Consider the following 17,613-nt stretch of genomic DNA (forward strand, 5'->3'; position numbering starts at 1 on the left):
CCGGGCCGATCGCTAAAATCCTAACTGTGAGTGACTACCATATTTAACCCAACAAATTAGCGGAATGTTCTGTTTTCCGCACTAAAAGGACGCTCATGACAAGGCGATGAACGCCGGTTCGGGATCATGAGAATCTTGGAGTGATGGGATGAATACGACAATCCGCGACCTCGTAGCCAAATTCGGCAAGCTTCCGACGTCGATTGACCAGATCGCCGACGATGCCGACCTTTATGCAGCAGGTCTGACGTCCTTCGCTTCGGTGCAGCTGATGCTCGGCATTGAAGAAGCCTTCGACATCGAATTCCCCGACAATCTCTTGAACCGCAAATCCTTCGCGAGCATCTCGGCGATCGCTAAAACCGTCGATCTCATCCGGGACGGTCGGAAAGTCGCCTGATGAATTTCCCCGTCAAGATCATACAGGACGGTCTTGTCGCAAGGGTGGCTCGCGTCGCCGAAATCGCGGCCAAACATGCCGATGCTGTTGACGCCGAGGGCCGTTTCCCACGGGAATCCGTGGGTGCCATGAAGGCCGAGAGGCTGCTCGGCATTCAGGTGCCGCACCATCTCGGCGGTGAATCGGCCTCGATCACTGAGATCGCCGAATTGTGCTCGATGCTCGGCCAGGCTTGCGCGGCGAGCGCCATGGTCTTCGCCATGCACCACATCAAGCTGTCGAGCCTTGTCGAACACGGCGCTGACAGCGAATGGCATCGCGACTTCATGCGCAGCATTGCTGCCGAGCAGCTGCTGATCGCCTCCGCCACCACCGAAGGCGGGATCGGCGGAAATCTGCGCAACAGTATTTGCGCGGTCGAAGTCGATGGCGATATCTGCCGCCTCGAAAAGGATGCCACCGTCATTTCCTACGGCTCCCATGCCGACGCCATTCTCATCACCTCGCGTGCCCACGCCCAGGCCGCCTCCTCCGATCAGGTGCTGACGGCCTTCCTCAAGGACCAGTATACGCTCGAAAAGACGCACGTCTGGAACACGCTCGGCATGCGCGGCACCTGTTCCGACGGCTTCCTCTTCAAAGGGCAAGCGCCGGCGCATCAAATCCTGCCGAAGCCTTTCGCCGAGATCGCCGCGCAGTCCATGCTCGCGTCCTCGCACCTGTTGTGGAGCGGCGTCTGGTACGGGATTGCGGTCGACGCCGTCGCCCGTGCCCAGGCTTTCGTGCGCGCCGCCGCCCGCAAGTCCCCCGATTCCCAGCCGCCCGGCGCCCTGCGCCTCGCCGAGGTCTCGAACCTGCTGCAGATGGTGAAATCCAACGTGGTGGCCGGCCTGAAGGCCTATGAACATGCAAAAGCCGATCCCGACAGGCTGTCGGCGATGGGCTTTGCCGTGGCGATGAACAACGTCAAGATCGCCTCGTCCGAGACGATCCTGGAGATCGTCAACCATGCCATGCTGATCTGCGGCATCATGGGCTACAAGAACGGCACGCCCTTCAGCCTCGGACGCCATCTGCGCGACGCACATTCCGCACAACTCATGATCTCGAACGACCGCATCCTCGGCAATACGTCGAGCATGCTTCTTGTCCACAAGCAGGACACTAGCCTACTGGGGTAACAGTCATGGATATGCAGACCTCGTTTCTCGACCGGCTTTTCGAAGCCGGCCTGCTGATCGACACGGGCATCGATGGACTCTATGGCCGCAGCGGCCAGTTCGAGGAGGTGATCGCTGCCTTCGAGCGCCTCATCGATAAGGTCGGCGGCGCCGACGGTGCGGAGGCCATGCGCTTTCCTCCGGGCATGAACCGCGCCTTCTTCGAAAAGAGCGGCTACATGAAGAGCTTCCCGCAACTGGCCGGCACGGTGCACAGCTTCTGCGGCAGCGAACTCGATCATGTCAGCCTGCTGCAATGCATGGAGGTCGGTGAGGACTGGACCAAGGGGCAGGAGGCGACCGACATCGTGCTGACGCCGGCGGCCTGCTATCCGCTCTATCCGACGATCGCCAAGCGCGGCAATCTGCCGAAGACGGGCGGCCTCTTCGACCTCCAATCCTACTGCTTCCGCCACGAACCGTCGAAAGATCCGGCCCGCCAGCAGCTCTTCCGCATGCGCGAATATGTCTGCATGGGTACCGAAGAGCACGTCACCGAATTCCGCCAGCGCTGGATGGACCGCGGCGTCGAGATGATGAAGGCCGTCGGCCTCGAGGTGACGATCGACATCGCCAACGATCCGTTCTTCGGCCGCGCCGGCAAGATGCTCGCCAACAACCAGCGTGACCAGAACCTGAAATTCGAACTGCTGATCCCGATCACCTCGGCCGCCAATCCGACCGCCTGCATGAGCTTCAACTATCATCAGGATGCCTTCGGCGCGAAATGGGGCCTCAACCTCGAGGACGGCAGCGTTGCGCACACGGCGTGTGTCGGCTTCGGGCTCGAGCGCATCGCGCTTGCGCTGTTCCACCATCACGGGTTCGACGTGAAGGCATGGCCGGCCAATGTACGGAAAGCGCTGTGGGGCTGAGCTATTCGATGACATCGGTATTCCCGGGGATCAGCCCGGAAAGCTACTGTCAGCACGCGCTGCATTCCAGCGAGCGCGCCTGGCCGGAAACCAACTGTTACGTCGATCTCTGGATCGAAGTGCTGGCGACGTCAGGGGTGGCACCCGAGGCGATGCTGGGTTTCACCCTGGCGCAGGATTTCGAAGGCGACCAGTTCACCTTCTTCAAGGTACCGCTCGAGGATCTCGAGACACTTTACGGCATCCACGCGACCGAGCTTGCCATCTATGACCGGGTCGAGCGGCATGTCGAGGTGCAGATCGCGCGGGGCCGCCTCTGCCTGATCGAGATGGATTCCTTCTACATGCCGGATACGCGCGGCACCGCCTACCGGCAGGAACACGGCAAGACGACGGTTGCGATCAACCGGCTGGACGTTGCGGCAAAGCGTGTCGACTATTTCCATAATGCTGGCTATTTCCGCCTCGAAGGCGAGGATTTCGACGGGCTGTTCCAGCTGCAGCTGACGGAGAACGGCCCGCCGTACCTGCCTTACACGGAATTTGCGCGGTTCCCGGAAAAGCCAGCCGACGAAGCACATCTGCGCGCGACCGCGCGTCGGCTCGCCGGGGTTCATTTCATCAGGCGACCAGGACAGAACCCGATCCGCGCCTTCGCCGCCGTCTTTCCGCAACAGGTGGAAGCGGTGGCTGAGCGGCCGTTCGGCTTCTTTCATAAATATGCCTTCAATACGCTTCGCCAGGTCGGCGCCAATTTCGAGCTGGCGGCCGATCATCTGGCGTGGCTCTCCGCGGATGAATTCGCAACCGCCGCGGAGCATGCCAGGCGCATTTCCGACGCAGCGAAATCCGTGCAGTTCCAGCTTGCCCGCGCCGTCGTCCGCAGGAAGTTCGAGCCGCTGCAGGCAGCTCTTGATCCGGCCGCCGATGCGTGGGATTTGATGATGGCATCGCTTGCAGAGCGAATCTGAGGCCGGAGATCAGACCATGCGGGGGCGTTTGGCAAGCATCGGAGCCGAGGAAAGCGTGCTTTCCGAAGGCTGGAACCTGGTCCTGACGGAACCGGATGCCTGCGCGGTGCCGCACGACATTCCGCTCTCCGCGCAGTTCATTCCCGCACCCGTTCCCGGCACCGTCGCCGCCGCACTCGAAAAAGCCGGGCTCTTCGACCGGGAAAATCCGGAACCGCTGAACACGAAAGACGCCTGGTATCTCTGCCGGCTCTTCGATGCCGAGCCCGGCGAAGCGATCCTGCGTTTCGAAGGGCTTGCGACGCTGTGCCATGTGTTCCTGAACGGCCAGGAAATTCTCTTTTCCGAAAGCATGTTTACGGCGCACGAGATTCCGGTGACGCTTACGGGCGGTGACGAGCTGGCGCTTTGTTTCCGTGCGCTTGGCCCGCGTCTGTCGGAGCCCGGCCCGCGCGCGCGCTGGCGGCCGCAGATGATCACGCCGGTGGGCTTGAGAAATTTCCGCACGACGCTGCTCGGCCATATGCCGGGCTGGTGCCCCGATATTCATGCGGTCGGCCCGTGGCGACCAATTTCGCTGCTGCGGCGCAATCCGGTCTCGATCGACAATGTCTCCATCCGCGCCGTTTTGGAGGAGAGTGGCGTCGGCCGGCTGAGCGTTTCTCTGCACAACAATGCCGAGAACCATTCGATGCTGCTGCGCTGCGGCGGCATGGAACAGCCGTTCGAGAAGGTCGGCAACAATCATTATTCGGCTATCCTCAAGCTGGCCGACATCGAGCCCTGGTGGCCGCACACGCATGGCGCTGCACGTCTCTACGAACTGACGCTGGTTTCCGATGGCGCCGAGTACTCGCTCGGCAGCACCGGCTTCCGGCGTATCGAGGTCGAGCGTGGCGATGACGGCGACGACTTCGCGATTCTCATCAATGGCGAGCGCATCTTCTGCCGCGGCGCGGTGTGGACGACGGCGGATATCGCACGCTTGCCGGGCCGACGGGCGGACTACGAGCCGTTCCTGCGACTTGCCACTGGCGCCGGCATGAACATGATCCGCATCGGCGGCACCATGGCTTATGAGACGCCGGATTTCTTTGCGCTCTGCGACGAGCTCGGCCTGCTCGTGTGGCAGGACTTCATGTTCGCCAATTTTGACTATCCGCGCAACGACAAGGCTTTTCTCGGTCACGTGCATGCCGAGGTCGAGGAATTCCTGCACGGCGTCCAGGCCTCGCCTTCGCTCGCGGTGCTCTGCGGCGGCAGCGAGATCCACCAACAGGCGGCGATGCTCGGCCTGCCGATGGAATTCTGGAGTGGGCCGATCACCGATGAGATCATCCCCGCCGTGATCGCGCGCATACGTCCCGACGTGCCCTATGTCCCGAATTCTCCCTATGGCGGCGCAATGCCTTTTTCGCCGAACGCCAGTATCGCGCATTATTACGGCGTCGGCGCCTATATGCGGCCGATTGCCGACGCCCGCCGCGCCGAGGTGCGGTTTGCCTCCGAAAGCCTCGCCTTCGCGCATGTGCCGCAGCAGAGGACGCTGCATCGTCATCTCGACGCGCCGGCCGTCCACAGCCCACTCTGGAAGGCGCGGGTGCCACGCGACCGCAGCGCGTCGTGGGATTTCGAGGACGTTCGCGACTTCTATCTGGAGCTTCTTTACGGCTGCGATCCGGCCCGGTTGCGCCGTGAGGACCCGGAACATTATCTCGATCTCTCCCGCGCCGTCACCGGCGAGGTACTCGAGGAAACCTTTGCCGAATGGCGGCGCAAGGGCTCCGGCTGCAGCGGCGCGCTCGTCTGGACGCTGCAGGACCTATTGCCCGGCCCCGGCTGGGGCGTGATCGATTCGACCGGCGAGCCCAAGCCGGTCTGGTATGCGATGCGCCGTGCCTTCCGGCCGGTTCAGACTGTCTTTACCGATGAGGGAACCAACGGCCTTGATGTGCATGTCGTCAACGAGACGGACGCCGCACTCGACGTGGAGCTCGAAGTTTTCTGCCTGCGCGACGGCAAGCAGCAGGTCGTCAGCGGCAATACGGGTTTTACGCTGGCGGCAAGGAGCGTGGAACGTTTTGCGTCCACTGCACTGTTCGGCGCCTTCTTCGATACGACCTATGCCTTTCGCTTCGGCCCGCCAGCGCACGATGTGAGCGTGGCGCGACTGCGCTCGCTAGCCGACGGCACCGTTCTTGCCGAAAGCTTCCACTTCCCCTTAGGACGCGGCAAAGCGCTTCACGATGCGGGCATTGAGGCATCGGTCGGCAAGGTCGGCGACGATTGGTTCCTCGATCTCAGGACCGACCGGCTGGCGCAATCAGTGCATATCGACGTCGAAGGCTATCGGGCCGACGACGATTGGTTCCATCTGGCCCCCGGCGGGGTGCGGCGCGTGAAGCTTCACGCGCTCTCGGGCACGGAAAGCGATCTTCCACCTGCGGGCGAGATCAGAAGTCTGGGCAGCTCACATCGCGTCATGCTCCAGGGCTGATGCCAACAATAATCCCGCCGCATTGAGAAAGACCCGTATTTTGAGAACGATATACCGCTTTCTGCGTGCCCATCTCCTGCAGCGGCTGATCCCGCGGTCGCGTCTGGCCTTCAATTCGCGCAGGCCGGTGGAAATCGTCGGCTATCTCTCGATGGCCGTCGGCGTCGGCGAATCGGCAAGGCTCTGCGCCGGGGCTCTGTCGGAGGTCGGACGGACGATTTCGCTCTCCGACGTCAGCACCCATCCCAACGAGAATTCCTTCGCCGGTTGGACGCCGTCGGGTCTCTCCACCGAACTACCGGGAAGCCGTATCTGGCATCTCAATCCGCCGATGCTGCCGCGCGCCATCCTGAAGAAGGGCGTCGCGAATTTCACCCGCGCCTTCAATATCGGCTATTTCGCCTGGGAGCTCGAAGTCGTGCCGGCGGAGTGGCGCAATGCGATGCATTACATGAACGCCGTCTTCGTGCCGTCGGAATTCACCCGGCGGGCGATCGCGCCGCTGACCAAGGCGCCGGTCATTGTCGTTCCACATCCGGTCACCGAGGCGGTGGCGACCGACGGCATGCGAGAGAGGTTCGGCATTGGGAAGGATGCCTTTCTCGTCAGCTTCATCTTCAGCGCCGGCTCCTCGATCAACCGGAAGAATCCGCAGGCCGTCGTCGATGCCTTCAGGATCTTTGCCGCCGAAGCCCCAGGCGCTGTCCTGCTGATGAAGGCCAGCGGCGATGTGAACAAGGATGGAGGCCTGCGCGAGCTGATTGCGTCGGTTAAGGGCGACAGCCGCATCAAGATCGTCACCGACAGGCTGTCGAACGCCGATATCAACGGTCTCATCCGCTGTTCAGACGCCTATCTTTCGCTCCATCGGTCCGAGGGTTTCGGTCTGACGGTCGCCGAGGCGATCATGCAGCGTACCCCTGTTATCTCCACCGCCTGGTCGGGCACGGCGGATTTCTGCGATCCAGACAATACATGGCTGGTCGACTCTCCCCTCATTCCCGTGGTCGATACTCATCCGGAATTTGCCGGGCTCGCGGGCGCTGTCTGGGCCGATCCCTCTCCTGAAGCTGCGGCCGCGCACCTCAGGGACATCTTCCGCGCGCCCGAGCTTGCGCTGGACAAGGCGGCGAAGGCCCGGGCGTTCCTGCTGCGCTATCTCGCTGAGAATAGCTACGAGAAGGCGCTTCAGAGGCTGGCGGCGATGCAGGCGAGCTAAGCTGAGGTCGTCACTCCGCTTTATTTTAACATTTTCGCATTAGAGATGGCGAGTGTCCGGCCTAGTGAGCCGATCCTGACGGATGGACAGATGTCGAAGGGTATTATCGCAAATTCGGTGATGAATGCGGCGGCGGGTATGCTGCTGTTGCTGACGGGATTCGTTTCCTCGATCATCACCGCTCGGCTGCTGGGGCCGGAAGCGAACGGCATCGTTGCCTTTTCGCTCTGGCTAGTGGTGACCGGCGCCTCGATCGCCGAACTCGGCTCCAGCATCACGCTCCTGAAGACACTGCCGCAGCTATCGGCAGAAGGTTACGACGCACGCCGGCGGCGGGGGTTTGCCGCCATCCTCGTCAGCTTCATGATGTTTTCGACAGTCGTGCTGCTGGCCCTCTACGCGCTGTTTTTCCTGACCTCCGAGGAGATGCACTGGGCCGATACCGCGCCGTCCGTCGCTCTGGTCACCGGCGGGCTGTTCTTCGTCCAGGCGATCGGATCCTTCGTCAAATTCTACCTGATCGGAGAGAAGAAGCTCGGCGCCTTCTTCCGCCTGACCGTCGTCGTCTCGATCGTGCAGCTTGCCGGCGTCGCCGGCGGCGCCGTCCTCTATGGTGTCGAGGGGGTTCTCGTCGGCTATGCGCTCGGCCAGCTTGTCTTGTTTTTCGCCACACTGCCGATCCTGCTTGCGCGGCGGGACTGGTGCGGGGTGTCGCTGAAGTACCTCGCCTCCTCCTCCGTCATCCTCTCGCTCCAGTTCATCATCGATTCCATCTTCCTCAACCGGCTCGAGCTGCTGTTTCTGCAGCAGTTCTGGTCGGTGGAGATGGTCGGTTATTACGCCGTCGGCCTGTCGATCGCCAATATCGCGTTGCAGCTGCCGATCCAGATGACCGGCAGCCTGCTGCCCTATTACTCCGAGCGGCGGCACAACAGCGACGATTCGACATTGCCGGTCGAGGTTTTCGCCGCCGTCACCCGCAGCATGGCCTATATCGTGCTGCCGATGAGCCTCGGGCTTGCGGCAATCTCCAGCGAACTGGTGCTGGTCGTGTTCGGCGAGGCGTTCGGCCGCAGCGGCACGGTAGTGGCGCTGCTGGCACTGGTGGCGCCCGCCTATACTTTCATGCAGATCCTCAGCCTCTACCTCTTATCGATGGACAGGGCCCGCGCCCGCCTGAATACCAGTGTGGTCGGTGGCCTGGTAATGGTAGCGGGTTGTTTACTGATCGTACCTAGGCTTGCAGCCGAGGGCGCCGCGCTGGTGCGCATCCTCGTCTTCGTTGCAATGTCGGTGATGATGATCAGACAGACCGGATTCGGATCCCAACTTTCGGGTCTCTATAGAAGCCTGACGAAGGTGACGCTCGCCTCCGTGCTGTGCGCTTGCGGCGCCATCTCCGTGCTGGAATTTGTCCATGGTCCGGCCGGACTGGTCGGCGCGATCATGGCCGGCACGTTCTGCTATTTCGCAGCGCTGCGGGTGCTGCGCGCCGTACCGGCCGAAGATGTCGACGTCATGCGCTCCATTCTCGACAAGATGCCATCCGTGCTGCGCAAGCCGGTCGGGCACGCAATCAATTTCATTGCGCCGGCGCTTCCCGGCGATCCCGATCGCGCCAAGGTCGCTCCCGGCGAGTTCTCGCTCGAACCGGCCGAGGGGGCTGGACGCAGCGCTGCCCTGCCGGTCGTCTTCGACGGCACGATCGGTCTGTTCATGCCTGAGAATGCGGGAGTGAAGAAGCGGTCGGCCGCCGTGCTCTTCGTCAGCCCCTGGGGTTTCGAGGAGATGTGCAGCCGCAAGTTTTTCCGGGTTGCGGCCGAGCATTTTTCGGATATCGGTGTGCCGAGCCTGCGGTTCGACTATCGCGGCACCGGCGACGCGCTGGATTTCGACGCGCTGCCGGCAAGGCTGGAAACCTGGGAAGATTCGATCCGCGCAGCGGCCGTCAAGCTGAAGTCGCTCACCGGTTGCGATCGCATCGTCCTCATCGGTCAGGGCCTCGGCGCAACGCTTGCCCAACGCATCGGCTCTTCGATCGAAGGCGTCGACAGCCTTGTCATGCTGGCGCCGGTGCTGAGCGGCCGGGCCTATCTGCGTGAACTCACCATGTGGTCGAAGATCATCGATGCCGATCTCGGCCTCGGCAAGGAGCATGTCCAGACCGCCAAGGTTCAGATCGCCGGGCTCGTCATGCCCGAGGAGATCGCCGGCGAGCTCGCCAAGCTCAACATCGCCTCGCCGCAGGGATCGGCGGCGTCCCGCTATCTAATCCTCGAACGTCCCGCCAGGGCCGACGATACCGGCTTTGCGGACACACTGAAGGCGCTTGGCGCCGATGTCGAGCAGACGGTTTTCGAAGGCTATGACGAGCTCGTCACCAATCCGCTCTTCGCCAAGACCCCAATGGCTGTCGTCGCGCTGCTGACGACCTGGCTGGAGGGCGCCACGGTGGAGACATCCGCCGCCCCTTCGCCGGCAGAAATCAAGAACCCGCCGCTGGCCGGCGATGGGTTTGTCGAAATGCCGGTCCGTTTCGGAAGCCATGGTCACCTGGTCGGCGTCGTCAGCCGGCCGCCCGGCGAGATCAAGGGCAGTGCAGTACTCTTTCTGTCGACGGCCTATGACCGGCACGCCGGCTGGGGGCGGACGACGGTTGATATGGCGCGCGAGCTTGCGCGCCAGGGCGTGATTTCGCTGCGCTTCGATTCCGCCAATGTCGGCGACAGTCCGCCACGGCCCGACGCACCGGAGCAGGTGCTCTATTCCGCTACCCAGACCGCCGATGCGGTCGCCGCGCTCGATCTGCTCGAGGGCATCGCCCCCGGCCCGGTGATGGTGGCCGGCCGATGCAGTGGCGGCTATGTCGCCTTCCGCGCCGGCGTCGCCGATGAGCGGCTGAAGGCCGTCGTGTCGATCAATCCCTTCGTTTATTACTGGGATCCTGAGATACCGGTGCGTAAGGAACATGTTGTCTCGGTTCCCCGCAGCCTCGATGATTACGGCCAGCGCCTGGCGCGGCTCGATACGCTAAAGCGGTTGCTGCGCGGCCAGGTGGATGTCGTCTCTGCGCTGCAGAACATGGTCATCGCTGCCGGTCGTCGTCTGTCCCCATGGATCGCGCCGCTGCTCGAGCTGCTCCCCGACCGGCGCCACATCGCCCGCGAAGTCCGGCATTCCTTCGCTCAGTTCGGTAAGCGTAAGGTGCCGTTGACGCTGATCTACAGCGAAGGTGATGTCGGCCTCGACCACGTCTATTTCCACTTTGGACCGCGCGGCGCCAAGCTTTCCCGCTATCCGAACGTGCGGCTGCTGATGCTGCCGGACGCCGATCACAATCTGACGCCGCCGCAATCACGCAGGTTCGTGCTCGATGAGATTATCCGTCTCGCCAAAGCGTGACGGAAATTTCAGACTGTTGGGATCAGACCCGGTCGGCAGCGGCGACGTTGAGCGATCGGTAAAGATCGACATAAAGTCCGGCGACAATATCCCAGGAATAGCCGCGCACGGCGTCGACCAGCTCGTCGCGAACGCCATCCGGTTGGCGCGCGAGTGTTTCATAGGCCGCTTCAATCACCGTCGCCGCGGTCTCCGGGTGGGTGAAATCGGCTAGCTTGATAACGGGATGCCGGCCGGCAAGCGTTGTAAAGGCGTCATTGGCATTCAGCACCGGCAACAGGCCGGCGCTCATCGCCTCCAGCGCCACCAGCCCGAAACCTTCATACTCCGAGGCGGAGGCGAAGAGCGAGGCCTCGGCAATGATGCGCCGGATGGCGCCGTTGTCGGGCGAGACGTGCAGGGTGACGCCGCCGGCAAGGCTGCGGCTTTCGATGGCGGCTTCGACATCGGCCCGGTTCAGGTCGGATTCGGCTCCGACGATGTCGAGATGCCAATCCGTATCGCGGCTCTTCAGCACGGACATCGCGTCGAGCAGATGGTCCAGCCGCTTGTTCACCGAGAAGCGGCCGATGGTGACGATGCGGCGCCTCGGCCGCTGCGACGCGCTGCCGGCGAACTTGCCGATATCGGCGCCGTTTTCGATCAGCAGGCTGTCGGGTGCGATCACGGAAAACTGCTTGAGATCGGAGGCGCTGCAGCAGACGACGCGCCGGTAGGCCAGTGCCGAAGCGCGGGTCAGCGTGCGGAACCAGATCTTCTTGATCGCGGCGTATTTCCGGGTGTGGAAGAAGCCGCCATGGGTGGTGACGATCATCGGCTTGCGATGCAGCAGCCGGCCCCAGGCGAGCGCATCGAAGAAGAAGTCGATGGCATGGACATGCACGAGATCGGCATCGGCGAGATGGCGGAAAACCTGGGGCGCCAGCGGATATCGGCTGCTGCCGGACCAGGGAATGCGCACCACCTCGATGCCGTCGATGTCTTCGCGCGCCGGCAGTTTATTCTTCGGTGCGGTGAACAGCGAATCGAGTGTGACGACGCGAACGCGATAACCGCGCCGGACGGTCTGGCGGGCAAGATTGGCGACCACATCTTCCAGGCCGCCGCGATTGGGCAAAAACTGGCGCACGACATGGACGATCAGCGGCGCCGTTTCCGGCTGCGGCCTCTCGCGCACCCTGTCTGCCTCGACGATCGCCATTTCCCACCTATCGCTGCGCGTGCCAACTCGTGTTGGCGCGGATTTATAGCAACGACCAGATACCCCCGGCGTTAAGGCGTGGTTGCAGCGGCGTCCTGCGGAGGCGATTCTTCGCGAAAAAGGTTAACCGTGTCTGACGGGAATTCAGAACGCCTTGAAGGTCAACGTCGTCAGCGAGCGGACGATGCCGGGAATATTGGCGAGGTTGTCGTTGATGAACTTGCCGATGTCCTGGCCTTCCTCGATGTAGACCTTCAGCAGCAGATCGTAGTCGCCGCTGGTGGAATAGAGCTCCGAAACCAGTTCGGTCTGGTAGATGGCGTCGGCGACCTCATAGGTTTTGCCGGGGGCGCATTGGAGCTGGACGAAGATCGGCTTCATGGGATTTCCTGCAGAGGTTGTTTGGCTGATATAATGGTCGAAAGCGCCATGCCGATGCAAGCCGTTCCTCACGCAGCCGGATTGGCGCCGCCTTCCGCGACGATCCAGTCGCGGAAGGCGGCGAGCGGCGCATAGTCGGCGCGCTCGCGCGGAAAGGCAAGATAATAGCGCTCACGGCTCTCCATCTCCCGATCGACGGCGGCGACAAGATCGCCGCGCCTGAGCTCCTCTTGCATCAGGAATGTCGGCAGCAGGGCGACGCCGAGACCGGCGATCGCCGCCTGCGCGGCGGTGGCGAACTGGTCGAAGAGCATTCCGTGCACGCTTTCGAAGGAAACGCCGTTGCCGGCGAACCACTGCTCCCACGCATCCGGGCGCGTCGTCAGATGCAGAAGCGGAACGGCGAGCAGATCCTGCGGCCCTGTGATCGTGTATCGCTTGAGAAAGTCAGGGCTGCAGGCCGGCACCGTGTGTTCCGACATCAGCAAGGTCAATTCCGCCCCCGGCCAGTGCGGATGGCCGAAATGGATCGCGGCATCGATGGAATCGAGGCGAAAATCGAAGGGTGAAAGCCGGGTCGCCAGATTGATGGTTACACCTGGATTGGCGGCGAGGAAGCGTCCGAGGCGCGGCGCCAGCCAGCGCGTGCCGAAGGTCGGCAGGATGGCGAGATTGAGCGTGCCGCCATGCGGATTGGCGCGCAGGTTCAAGGAGGCACTGGATATCCGCCGCAGCGCCTCGCGGATTTCGCGGGCGTAGCTGTCGCCGGCCAGCGTCAGCCGCATGGTCTGGCGTTCGCGCAGGAAGAGCTCGACGCCGAGCTGCTCTTCCAGCGCGCTCACCTGGCGGCTGACGGCGCTCTGCGTCAGATCGAGCTCGCGTGCGGCCGCCGTGACGCTGCCGGTGCGGGCGACCGCCTCGAAGGCGGCGAGATGTGAAATCGACGGCAGAAAGCGTCTAGAGCCAAGCATGATCATTCCGTTTCAGAATGAGCTATTTCCGAAATAGCGATATTTCCGGCTTCGCAGCGGTTGTAAAGAGTTTCATCCTGCAAAAACGGAATGAGCCGGAGTTTTCAAGATGCCGCAAACCTTCGTTTCCACTGACCGCATCCGTTCGCTTTTCACCGAGGCGATGTCGCAGATGTATCGGACGGAGGTGCCGCAATACGGCACGCTGATCGAGCTGGTCGCCGATGTGAATGCCGGCTGCCTCGAACGCGATCCGGATCTGCGCGAGCGCCTGGCCCGCGCCGGCGAGCTCGAGCGCATCGATGTCGAGCGTCACGGCGCCATCCGCCTCGGCACGGCTGACGAGCTTTTCACCATTCGCCGGCTGTTCGCCGTCATGGGCATGCAGGCGGTCGGCTACTACGATCTCTCCGTTGCCGGCGTGCCGGTCCACTCCACCTGCTTCCGGCCAATCGACGAGACCGCACTCAACATCAATCCATTCCGAGTCTTCACCTCGTTGCTGCGCCTGGAACTGATCGAAGACGAAGGGCTGCGCAGCGAAGCCGAGGCGATTTTGGCAAAGCGGCGCATCTATACGCCGCGCGCCGTCGCGCTGATCGAGCGCCACGAGCAGAATGGCGGTCTGACGGAAGCGGAAGCAGCGGAATTCGTCGCCGAGGTGCTCGAAACCTTCCGCTGGCACAGCGAGGCGACGGTCAGCGCCGAAACCTACAAGCGCCTGCACGACGCCCATCGGCTGATCGCCGACGTCGTCAGCTTCAAGGGCCCGCATATCAATCATCTGACGCCGCGCACGCTCGATATCGACGCGGTCCAGGCCCGCATGCCGGAACGCGGCATCACACCGAAGGCCGTCATCGAAGGGCCGCCGCGCCGTCATTGCGATATCCTGCTGCGGCAGACGAGCTTCAAGGCGCTGGAGGAGGCGATCGTCTTTGCCGGTGAAGCGGAAGCCGTTCAGGGGACGCATACCGCCCGTTTCGGCGAGATCGAACAGCGCGGCGTGGCGTTGACGGCCAAGGGCCGGGCGCTCTACGACCGGCTGCTCGCCTCGGTTCGCGGGGAAGTGCAGGTCGGCGCCGGCGGCGCCAAGGCCGGCGCTTACGATCAGGAACTCGCCGGTCGTTTCAAGGCGCTACCAGACAGCTGGGACGAGCTGCGCAGGCAAGACCTGGCCTTCTTCCGTTATTCCGCCACGTCAGAAGGCATTGCCGCCGCGGTCAACGGCACGCTGCCTGGCGATCCGGAAGCGCTGATCGCCAAGGGTCACCTTGCCTTCTCGCCGATCGTCTACGAAGACTTCCTGCCCGTCAGCGCGGCCGGCATCTTCCAGTCGAATCTCGGCACCGATCAGCAGCAGAATTATACCACGCGCTCGAACCGCGACGCCTTCGAGGCCGCACTCGGCGCCACCGTTCAGGACGAGCTGGCGCTTTATGCCGAGCGCCAGGCCGCATCGCTGGATGCAGCGATGGAAACGCTTGGCCTTGCGGGCGTCTACTTGAAGACCGTTGCGTGAAATGCGAGCTTCAACGCTTCATCATATGGGTTAAACTACCGCGATTTCGTTCCACTCGGACTGAACCATGCTGAATGATCCGCGCTCCCACGGCCTCTGGGAAAAGACCGCAGCCGAACCGCCTGTAACCTCGCCTCTCGCAGGCGCGGTATCGGCCGACGTCGTCATCGTCGGCGGCGGCTACACCGGCCTCTCCTCCGCCCTGCATCTTGCCGAAGCCGGCTCGGAGGTGGTGCTGCTGGAGGCGAAGGAGATCGGTTTCGGCGGCGCGGGGCGCAATGTCGGCCTGATCAATGCCGGCATGTGGGTGATGCCCGACGATCTGCCCGGCGTGCTCGGCCCGCTGCACGGCGAGCGCCTGCTCGAGCTGCTCGGCAATGCGCCGAAGCTCGTCATGGAACTGATCGACAGGCATGGCATTGCCTGCGAACTCGAACGCAACGGCACGCTGCACTGCGCGGTCGGCGCGGAGGGGCTGAAGGAAATCGAAGAACGCGCGGCGCAATGGTCCGCCCGCGGCGCGCCCGTGACGCTGCTCAATGCGGCGGAGACGGCCAGACGCATCGGCAGCGACGCCTATACTGGCTCGCTGCTCGACTTGCGCGCCGGAACGCTGCAGCCGCTGGCCTATGCGCGCGGCCTTGCCCATGCCGCCGTCAAGGCGGCTGTCACGATCCATACGTCGAGCCCCGTCACCGCAACGGAGCGCAGCGGCAGCCGCTGGACCGTGAAGACAGCGAAGGGCCAGGTCAGCGCGGACTGGATCATCGTCGCAACCGACGCCTATAGCACCGGCCCCTTCGAGCAGGTGCGCAACGAACAGGTCTACCTGCCCTATTTCAATTTCGCCACCGTGCCGCTCGGCCACAATCTGCGCCAATCGATCCTGCCGGGGCGGGAAGGTGCGTGGGATACCAAGGACATCCTCTCCTCCTTCCGCATGGACCAGGCCGGCCGTCTCGTCTTCGGCAGTGTCGGAGCACTGCGCAATACCGGGCTCGCCGTGCATAAGGGCTGGGCCAAGCGCGCCCTGAAGCGGCTCTTCCCCATGATCGGTGACGTCGAATTCGAATGCGAATGGTACGGCCAGATCGGCATGACCGATAATGCGCTGCCGCGCTTTCATAAATTCGCTCCCGGCTTGATCGGCTTTTCGGGTTATAATGGCCGCGGCATCGCCCCCGGCACGGTTTTCGGCCGGACACTGGCCGAGCATATTCTCGGCCGGCTTTCGGAAGCCGATCTGCCGCTGCCGCTGACCTCGCCCACCGAACCGAGCTTCCGGGCGCTTCGGGAATTATGGTACGAAGCCGGCGCTCAGGTCGCCCACTTCGCTGATGCCCGCTTCTGAGAACCGCGCTTCTGAGAGGCGAAACTCGCTTCTGGAATAACAAGATTGGAACCACGACAATGAATATCGCCGTCCTCGATCTCGCCACCGAAACCGCCAAGCTGCTCGCCGAACTCGGCGTCGACGCCGGCCGCTATCAGGGCGGCACGCTTTCCGTCACCTCGCCTGTTACGGGCCAGGAAATCGGCAAACTCAAAGAGCACACGGTTTCCGAGACGAAGGCGGCGATCGAAGAGGCGCACAAGGCTTTCCTCGAATGGCGTTCCGTTCCGGCGCCGAAGCGCGGCGAGCTGGTCCGCCTCCTCGGTGAGGAGCTGCGGGCCGCCAAGACGGCGCTCGGCCGTCTCGTCTCGATCGAGGTCGGCAAGATCACCTCGGAAGGTCTCGGCGAAGTGCAGGAGATGATCGATATCTGCGATTTTGCCGTCGGCCTGTCCCGTCAGCTCTACGGTCTGACGATCGCCACCGAGCGCTCCGAGCACCGGATGATGGAAAGCTGGCATCCGCTTGGCGTGGTTGGCATCATCTCCGCCTTCAACTTTCCGGTTGCCGTCTGGTCGTGGAATGCAGCACTGGCAATGGTCTGCGGCAATTCCACCGTCTGGAAACCTTCGGAAAAGACGCCGTTGACCGCACTTGCCGTGCAGGCGTTGTTTGAAAAGGCGCTGAAGCGCTTCATTGCTGAGGGCGGCATCGCGCCGGCCAATCTGTCAACACTGATCATCGGCGGCCGCGAGGTCGGCGAAGTGCTGGTCGATCATCCGAAAATCCCGCTCGTATCCGCCACCGGATCGACCGCCATGGGTCGCACCGTCGGCCCACGCCTGTCGCAGCGTTTTGCCCGCGCCATCCTCGAACTCGGCGGCAACAATGCCGCGATCGTCTGCCCGAGCGCCGATCTCGACCTGACGCTGCGCGGCGTCGCCTTCTCCGCCATGGGCACGGCCGGCCAACGCTGCACGACTCTGCGCCGCCTTTTCGTCCATGAAAGCGTCTACGACCAGCTGGTGCCGCGCCTGCAGAAGGCCTACGGCTCCGTCACCATCGGCAATCCGCTCGAAACCGGCACGCTGGTCGGACCCCTGATCGACGGTCAGGCCTTTGAGAAGATGCAGGCAGCGCTTGGCCAGGCGAAATCGGCGGGCGGCAAGGTCACCGGCGGCGAGCGTGTCGACAACGGTTCGGCCGATGCCTTCTATGTTCGCCCCGCGCTGGTCGAAATGCCCGATCAGACTGGACCGGTCGAGCACGAGACCTTCGCGCCCATTCTTTACGTGATGAAATACAGCGATTTCGACGCGGTGCTGGCCCTGCATAACGCCGTGCCGCAGGGGTTGTCCTCGTCGATCTTCACCAACGATATGCGCGAGGCGGAAACCTTCGTCTCGGCTCGCGGTTCGGACTGCGGCATCGCCAACGTCAACCTCGGGCCTTCGGGCGCCGAGATCGGCGGCGCCTTCGGCGGCGAGAAGGAGACCGGCGGCGGACGCGAATCCGGCTCCGATGCCTGGAAGGCCTATATGCGCCGCGCCACCAACACGATCAATTACGGCAGCACGCTGCCGCTTGCGCAGGGCGTCAAGTTCGACGTCGAATAGGCGCG

Annotated in this window: 13 protein-coding genes; 10 read left to right on the forward strand and 3 right to left on the reverse strand. The window is 63.1% G+C overall.

Going from position 1 to position 17,613, the window contains the following annotated elements:
• Positions 1-148: 148 nt before the first annotated feature.
• From GGI60_RS18585 to GGI60_RS18615, 7 genes are all read left to right on the forward strand, one after another.
• Positions 149-400: an acyl carrier protein gene (locus tag GGI60_RS18585; RefSeq protein WP_010031713.1), complete on the forward strand. Its 252-nt coding sequence runs from the start codon at positions 149-151 to the stop codon at positions 398-400.
• Complete coding sequence (locus GGI60_RS18590) at positions 400-1,581, forward strand: acyl-CoA dehydrogenase family protein (protein WP_183917573.1); 1,182 nt, start codon at positions 400-402, stop codon at positions 1,579-1,581. The genes GGI60_RS18585 and GGI60_RS18590 overlap by 1 nt, the downstream gene beginning before the upstream one ends.
• 5 nt (positions 1,582-1,586) lie before the next feature.
• Positions 1,587-2,495, forward strand: a complete 909-nt coding sequence (locus GGI60_RS18595) for an amino acid--[acyl-carrier-protein] ligase (RefSeq protein ID WP_183917575.1) — start codon at positions 1,587-1,589, stop codon at positions 2,493-2,495.
• An 8-nt stretch (positions 2,496-2,503) separates the two neighbouring features.
• Positions 2,504-3,466, forward strand: coding sequence for a DUF1839 family protein (locus GGI60_RS18600; RefSeq protein WP_183917577.1), 963 nt, complete (start codon positions 2,504-2,506; stop codon positions 3,464-3,466).
• A 16-nt stretch (positions 3,467-3,482) separates the two neighbouring features.
• The gene (locus GGI60_RS18605; RefSeq protein WP_183917579.1) at positions 3,483-5,963 is read left to right on the forward strand and encodes a glycoside hydrolase family 2 protein; all 2,481 of its coding nucleotides are present in this window, start codon (positions 3,483-3,485) and stop codon (positions 5,961-5,963) included.
• A gap of 40 nt (positions 5,964-6,003) precedes the next feature.
• Entirely contained in the window at positions 6,004-7,182 is a 1,179-nt protein-coding gene (locus tag GGI60_RS18610; protein ID WP_183917581.1) for a glycosyltransferase family 4 protein, read from the forward strand.
• 90 nt (positions 7,183-7,272) lie between these two features.
• The gene (locus GGI60_RS18615) at positions 7,273-10,584 is read left to right on the forward strand and encodes an oligosaccharide flippase family protein (protein WP_183917583.1); all 3,312 of its coding nucleotides are present in this window, start codon (positions 7,273-7,275) and stop codon (positions 10,582-10,584) included.
• Between the two features lie 22 nt (positions 10,585-10,606).
• On the opposite strand, the gene GGI60_RS18620 is transcribed toward GGI60_RS18615, so the two are convergent.
• From GGI60_RS18620 to GGI60_RS18630, 3 genes are all read right to left on the reverse strand, one after another.
• A complete protein-coding gene (locus GGI60_RS18620; RefSeq protein WP_183917585.1) occupies positions 10,607-11,785 on the reverse strand; it encodes a glycosyltransferase family 4 protein in 1,179 nt (392 codons plus the stop codon).
• 144 nt (positions 11,786-11,929) lie between these two features.
• Entirely contained in the window at positions 11,930-12,166 is a 237-nt protein-coding gene (locus GGI60_RS18625; protein WP_010029047.1) for an Lrp/AsnC ligand binding domain-containing protein, read from the reverse strand.
• A 68-nt stretch (positions 12,167-12,234) separates the two neighbouring features.
• Positions 12,235-13,143: a LysR family transcriptional regulator gene (locus tag GGI60_RS18630; protein WP_183917587.1), complete on the reverse strand. Its 909-nt coding sequence runs from the start codon at positions 13,141-13,143 to the stop codon at positions 12,235-12,237.
• Positions 13,144-13,246: 103 nt separating this feature from the next.
• Between GGI60_RS18630 and GGI60_RS18635 the strand changes: the two genes are divergently transcribed.
• The 3 genes from GGI60_RS18635 (at position 13,247) to GGI60_RS18645 (ending at position 17,608) form a co-directional block, all read left to right on the forward strand.
• The gene (locus GGI60_RS18635) at positions 13,247-14,659 is read left to right on the forward strand and encodes a VOC family protein (protein WP_183917589.1); all 1,413 of its coding nucleotides are present in this window, start codon (positions 13,247-13,249) and stop codon (positions 14,657-14,659) included.
• Positions 14,660-14,726: 67 nt separating this feature from the next.
• Positions 14,727-16,010 (forward strand): NAD(P)/FAD-dependent oxidoreductase, encoded by a 1,284-nt coding sequence (locus GGI60_RS18640; protein ID WP_183917591.1) that lies wholly within the window; start codon positions 14,727-14,729, stop codon positions 16,008-16,010.
• Between the two features lie 59 nt (positions 16,011-16,069).
• A complete protein-coding gene (locus GGI60_RS18645) occupies positions 16,070-17,608 on the forward strand; it encodes an aldehyde dehydrogenase family protein (protein ID WP_183917593.1) in 1,539 nt (512 codons plus the stop codon).
• The last annotated feature ends 5 nt before the right edge of the window (positions 17,609-17,613 follow it).

Source organism: Rhizobium lentis, from assembly GCF_014200175.1.
Taxonomy (GTDB): domain Bacteria; phylum Pseudomonadota; class Alphaproteobacteria; order Rhizobiales; family Rhizobiaceae; genus Rhizobium; species Rhizobium mulingense.

Excerpts from the sequence above, each read along its gene's own strand:
- GGI60_RS18585 (WP_010031713.1), top strand. The coding sequence starts at position 149 with ATGAATACGACAATCCGCGACCTCGTAGCCAAATTCGGCAAGCTTCCG.
- GGI60_RS18590 (WP_183917573.1), top strand. The coding sequence starts at position 400 with ATGAATTTCCCCGTCAAGATCATACAGGACGGTCTTGTCGCAAGGGTG.
- GGI60_RS18595 (WP_183917575.1), top strand. The coding sequence starts at position 1,587 with ATGGATATGCAGACCTCGTTTCTCGACCGGCTTTTCGAAGCCGGCCTG.
- GGI60_RS18600 (WP_183917577.1), top strand. The coding sequence starts at position 2,504 with ATGACATCGGTATTCCCGGGGATCAGCCCGGAAAGCTACTGTCAGCAC.
- GGI60_RS18605 (WP_183917579.1), top strand. The coding sequence starts at position 3,483 with ATGCGGGGGCGTTTGGCAAGCATCGGAGCCGAGGAAAGCGTGCTTTCC.
- GGI60_RS18615 (WP_183917583.1), top strand. The coding sequence starts at position 7,273 with ATGTCGAAGGGTATTATCGCAAATTCGGTGATGAATGCGGCGGCGGGT.
- GGI60_RS18620 (WP_183917585.1), bottom strand. The coding sequence starts at position 11,785 with ATGGCGATCGTCGAGGCAGACAGGGTGCGCGAGAGGCCGCAGCCGGAA.
- GGI60_RS18625 (WP_010029047.1), bottom strand. The coding sequence starts at position 12,166 with ATGAAGCCGATCTTCGTCCAGCTCCAATGCGCCCCCGGCAAAACCTAT.
- GGI60_RS18630 (WP_183917587.1), bottom strand. The coding sequence starts at position 13,143 with ATGATCATGCTTGGCTCTAGACGCTTTCTGCCGTCGATTTCACATCTC.
- GGI60_RS18635 (WP_183917589.1), top strand. The coding sequence starts at position 13,247 with ATGCCGCAAACCTTCGTTTCCACTGACCGCATCCGTTCGCTTTTCACC.
- GGI60_RS18640 (WP_183917591.1), top strand. The coding sequence starts at position 14,727 with ATGCTGAATGATCCGCGCTCCCACGGCCTCTGGGAAAAGACCGCAGCC.
- GGI60_RS18645 (WP_183917593.1), top strand. The coding sequence starts at position 16,070 with ATGAATATCGCCGTCCTCGATCTCGCCACCGAAACCGCCAAGCTGCTC.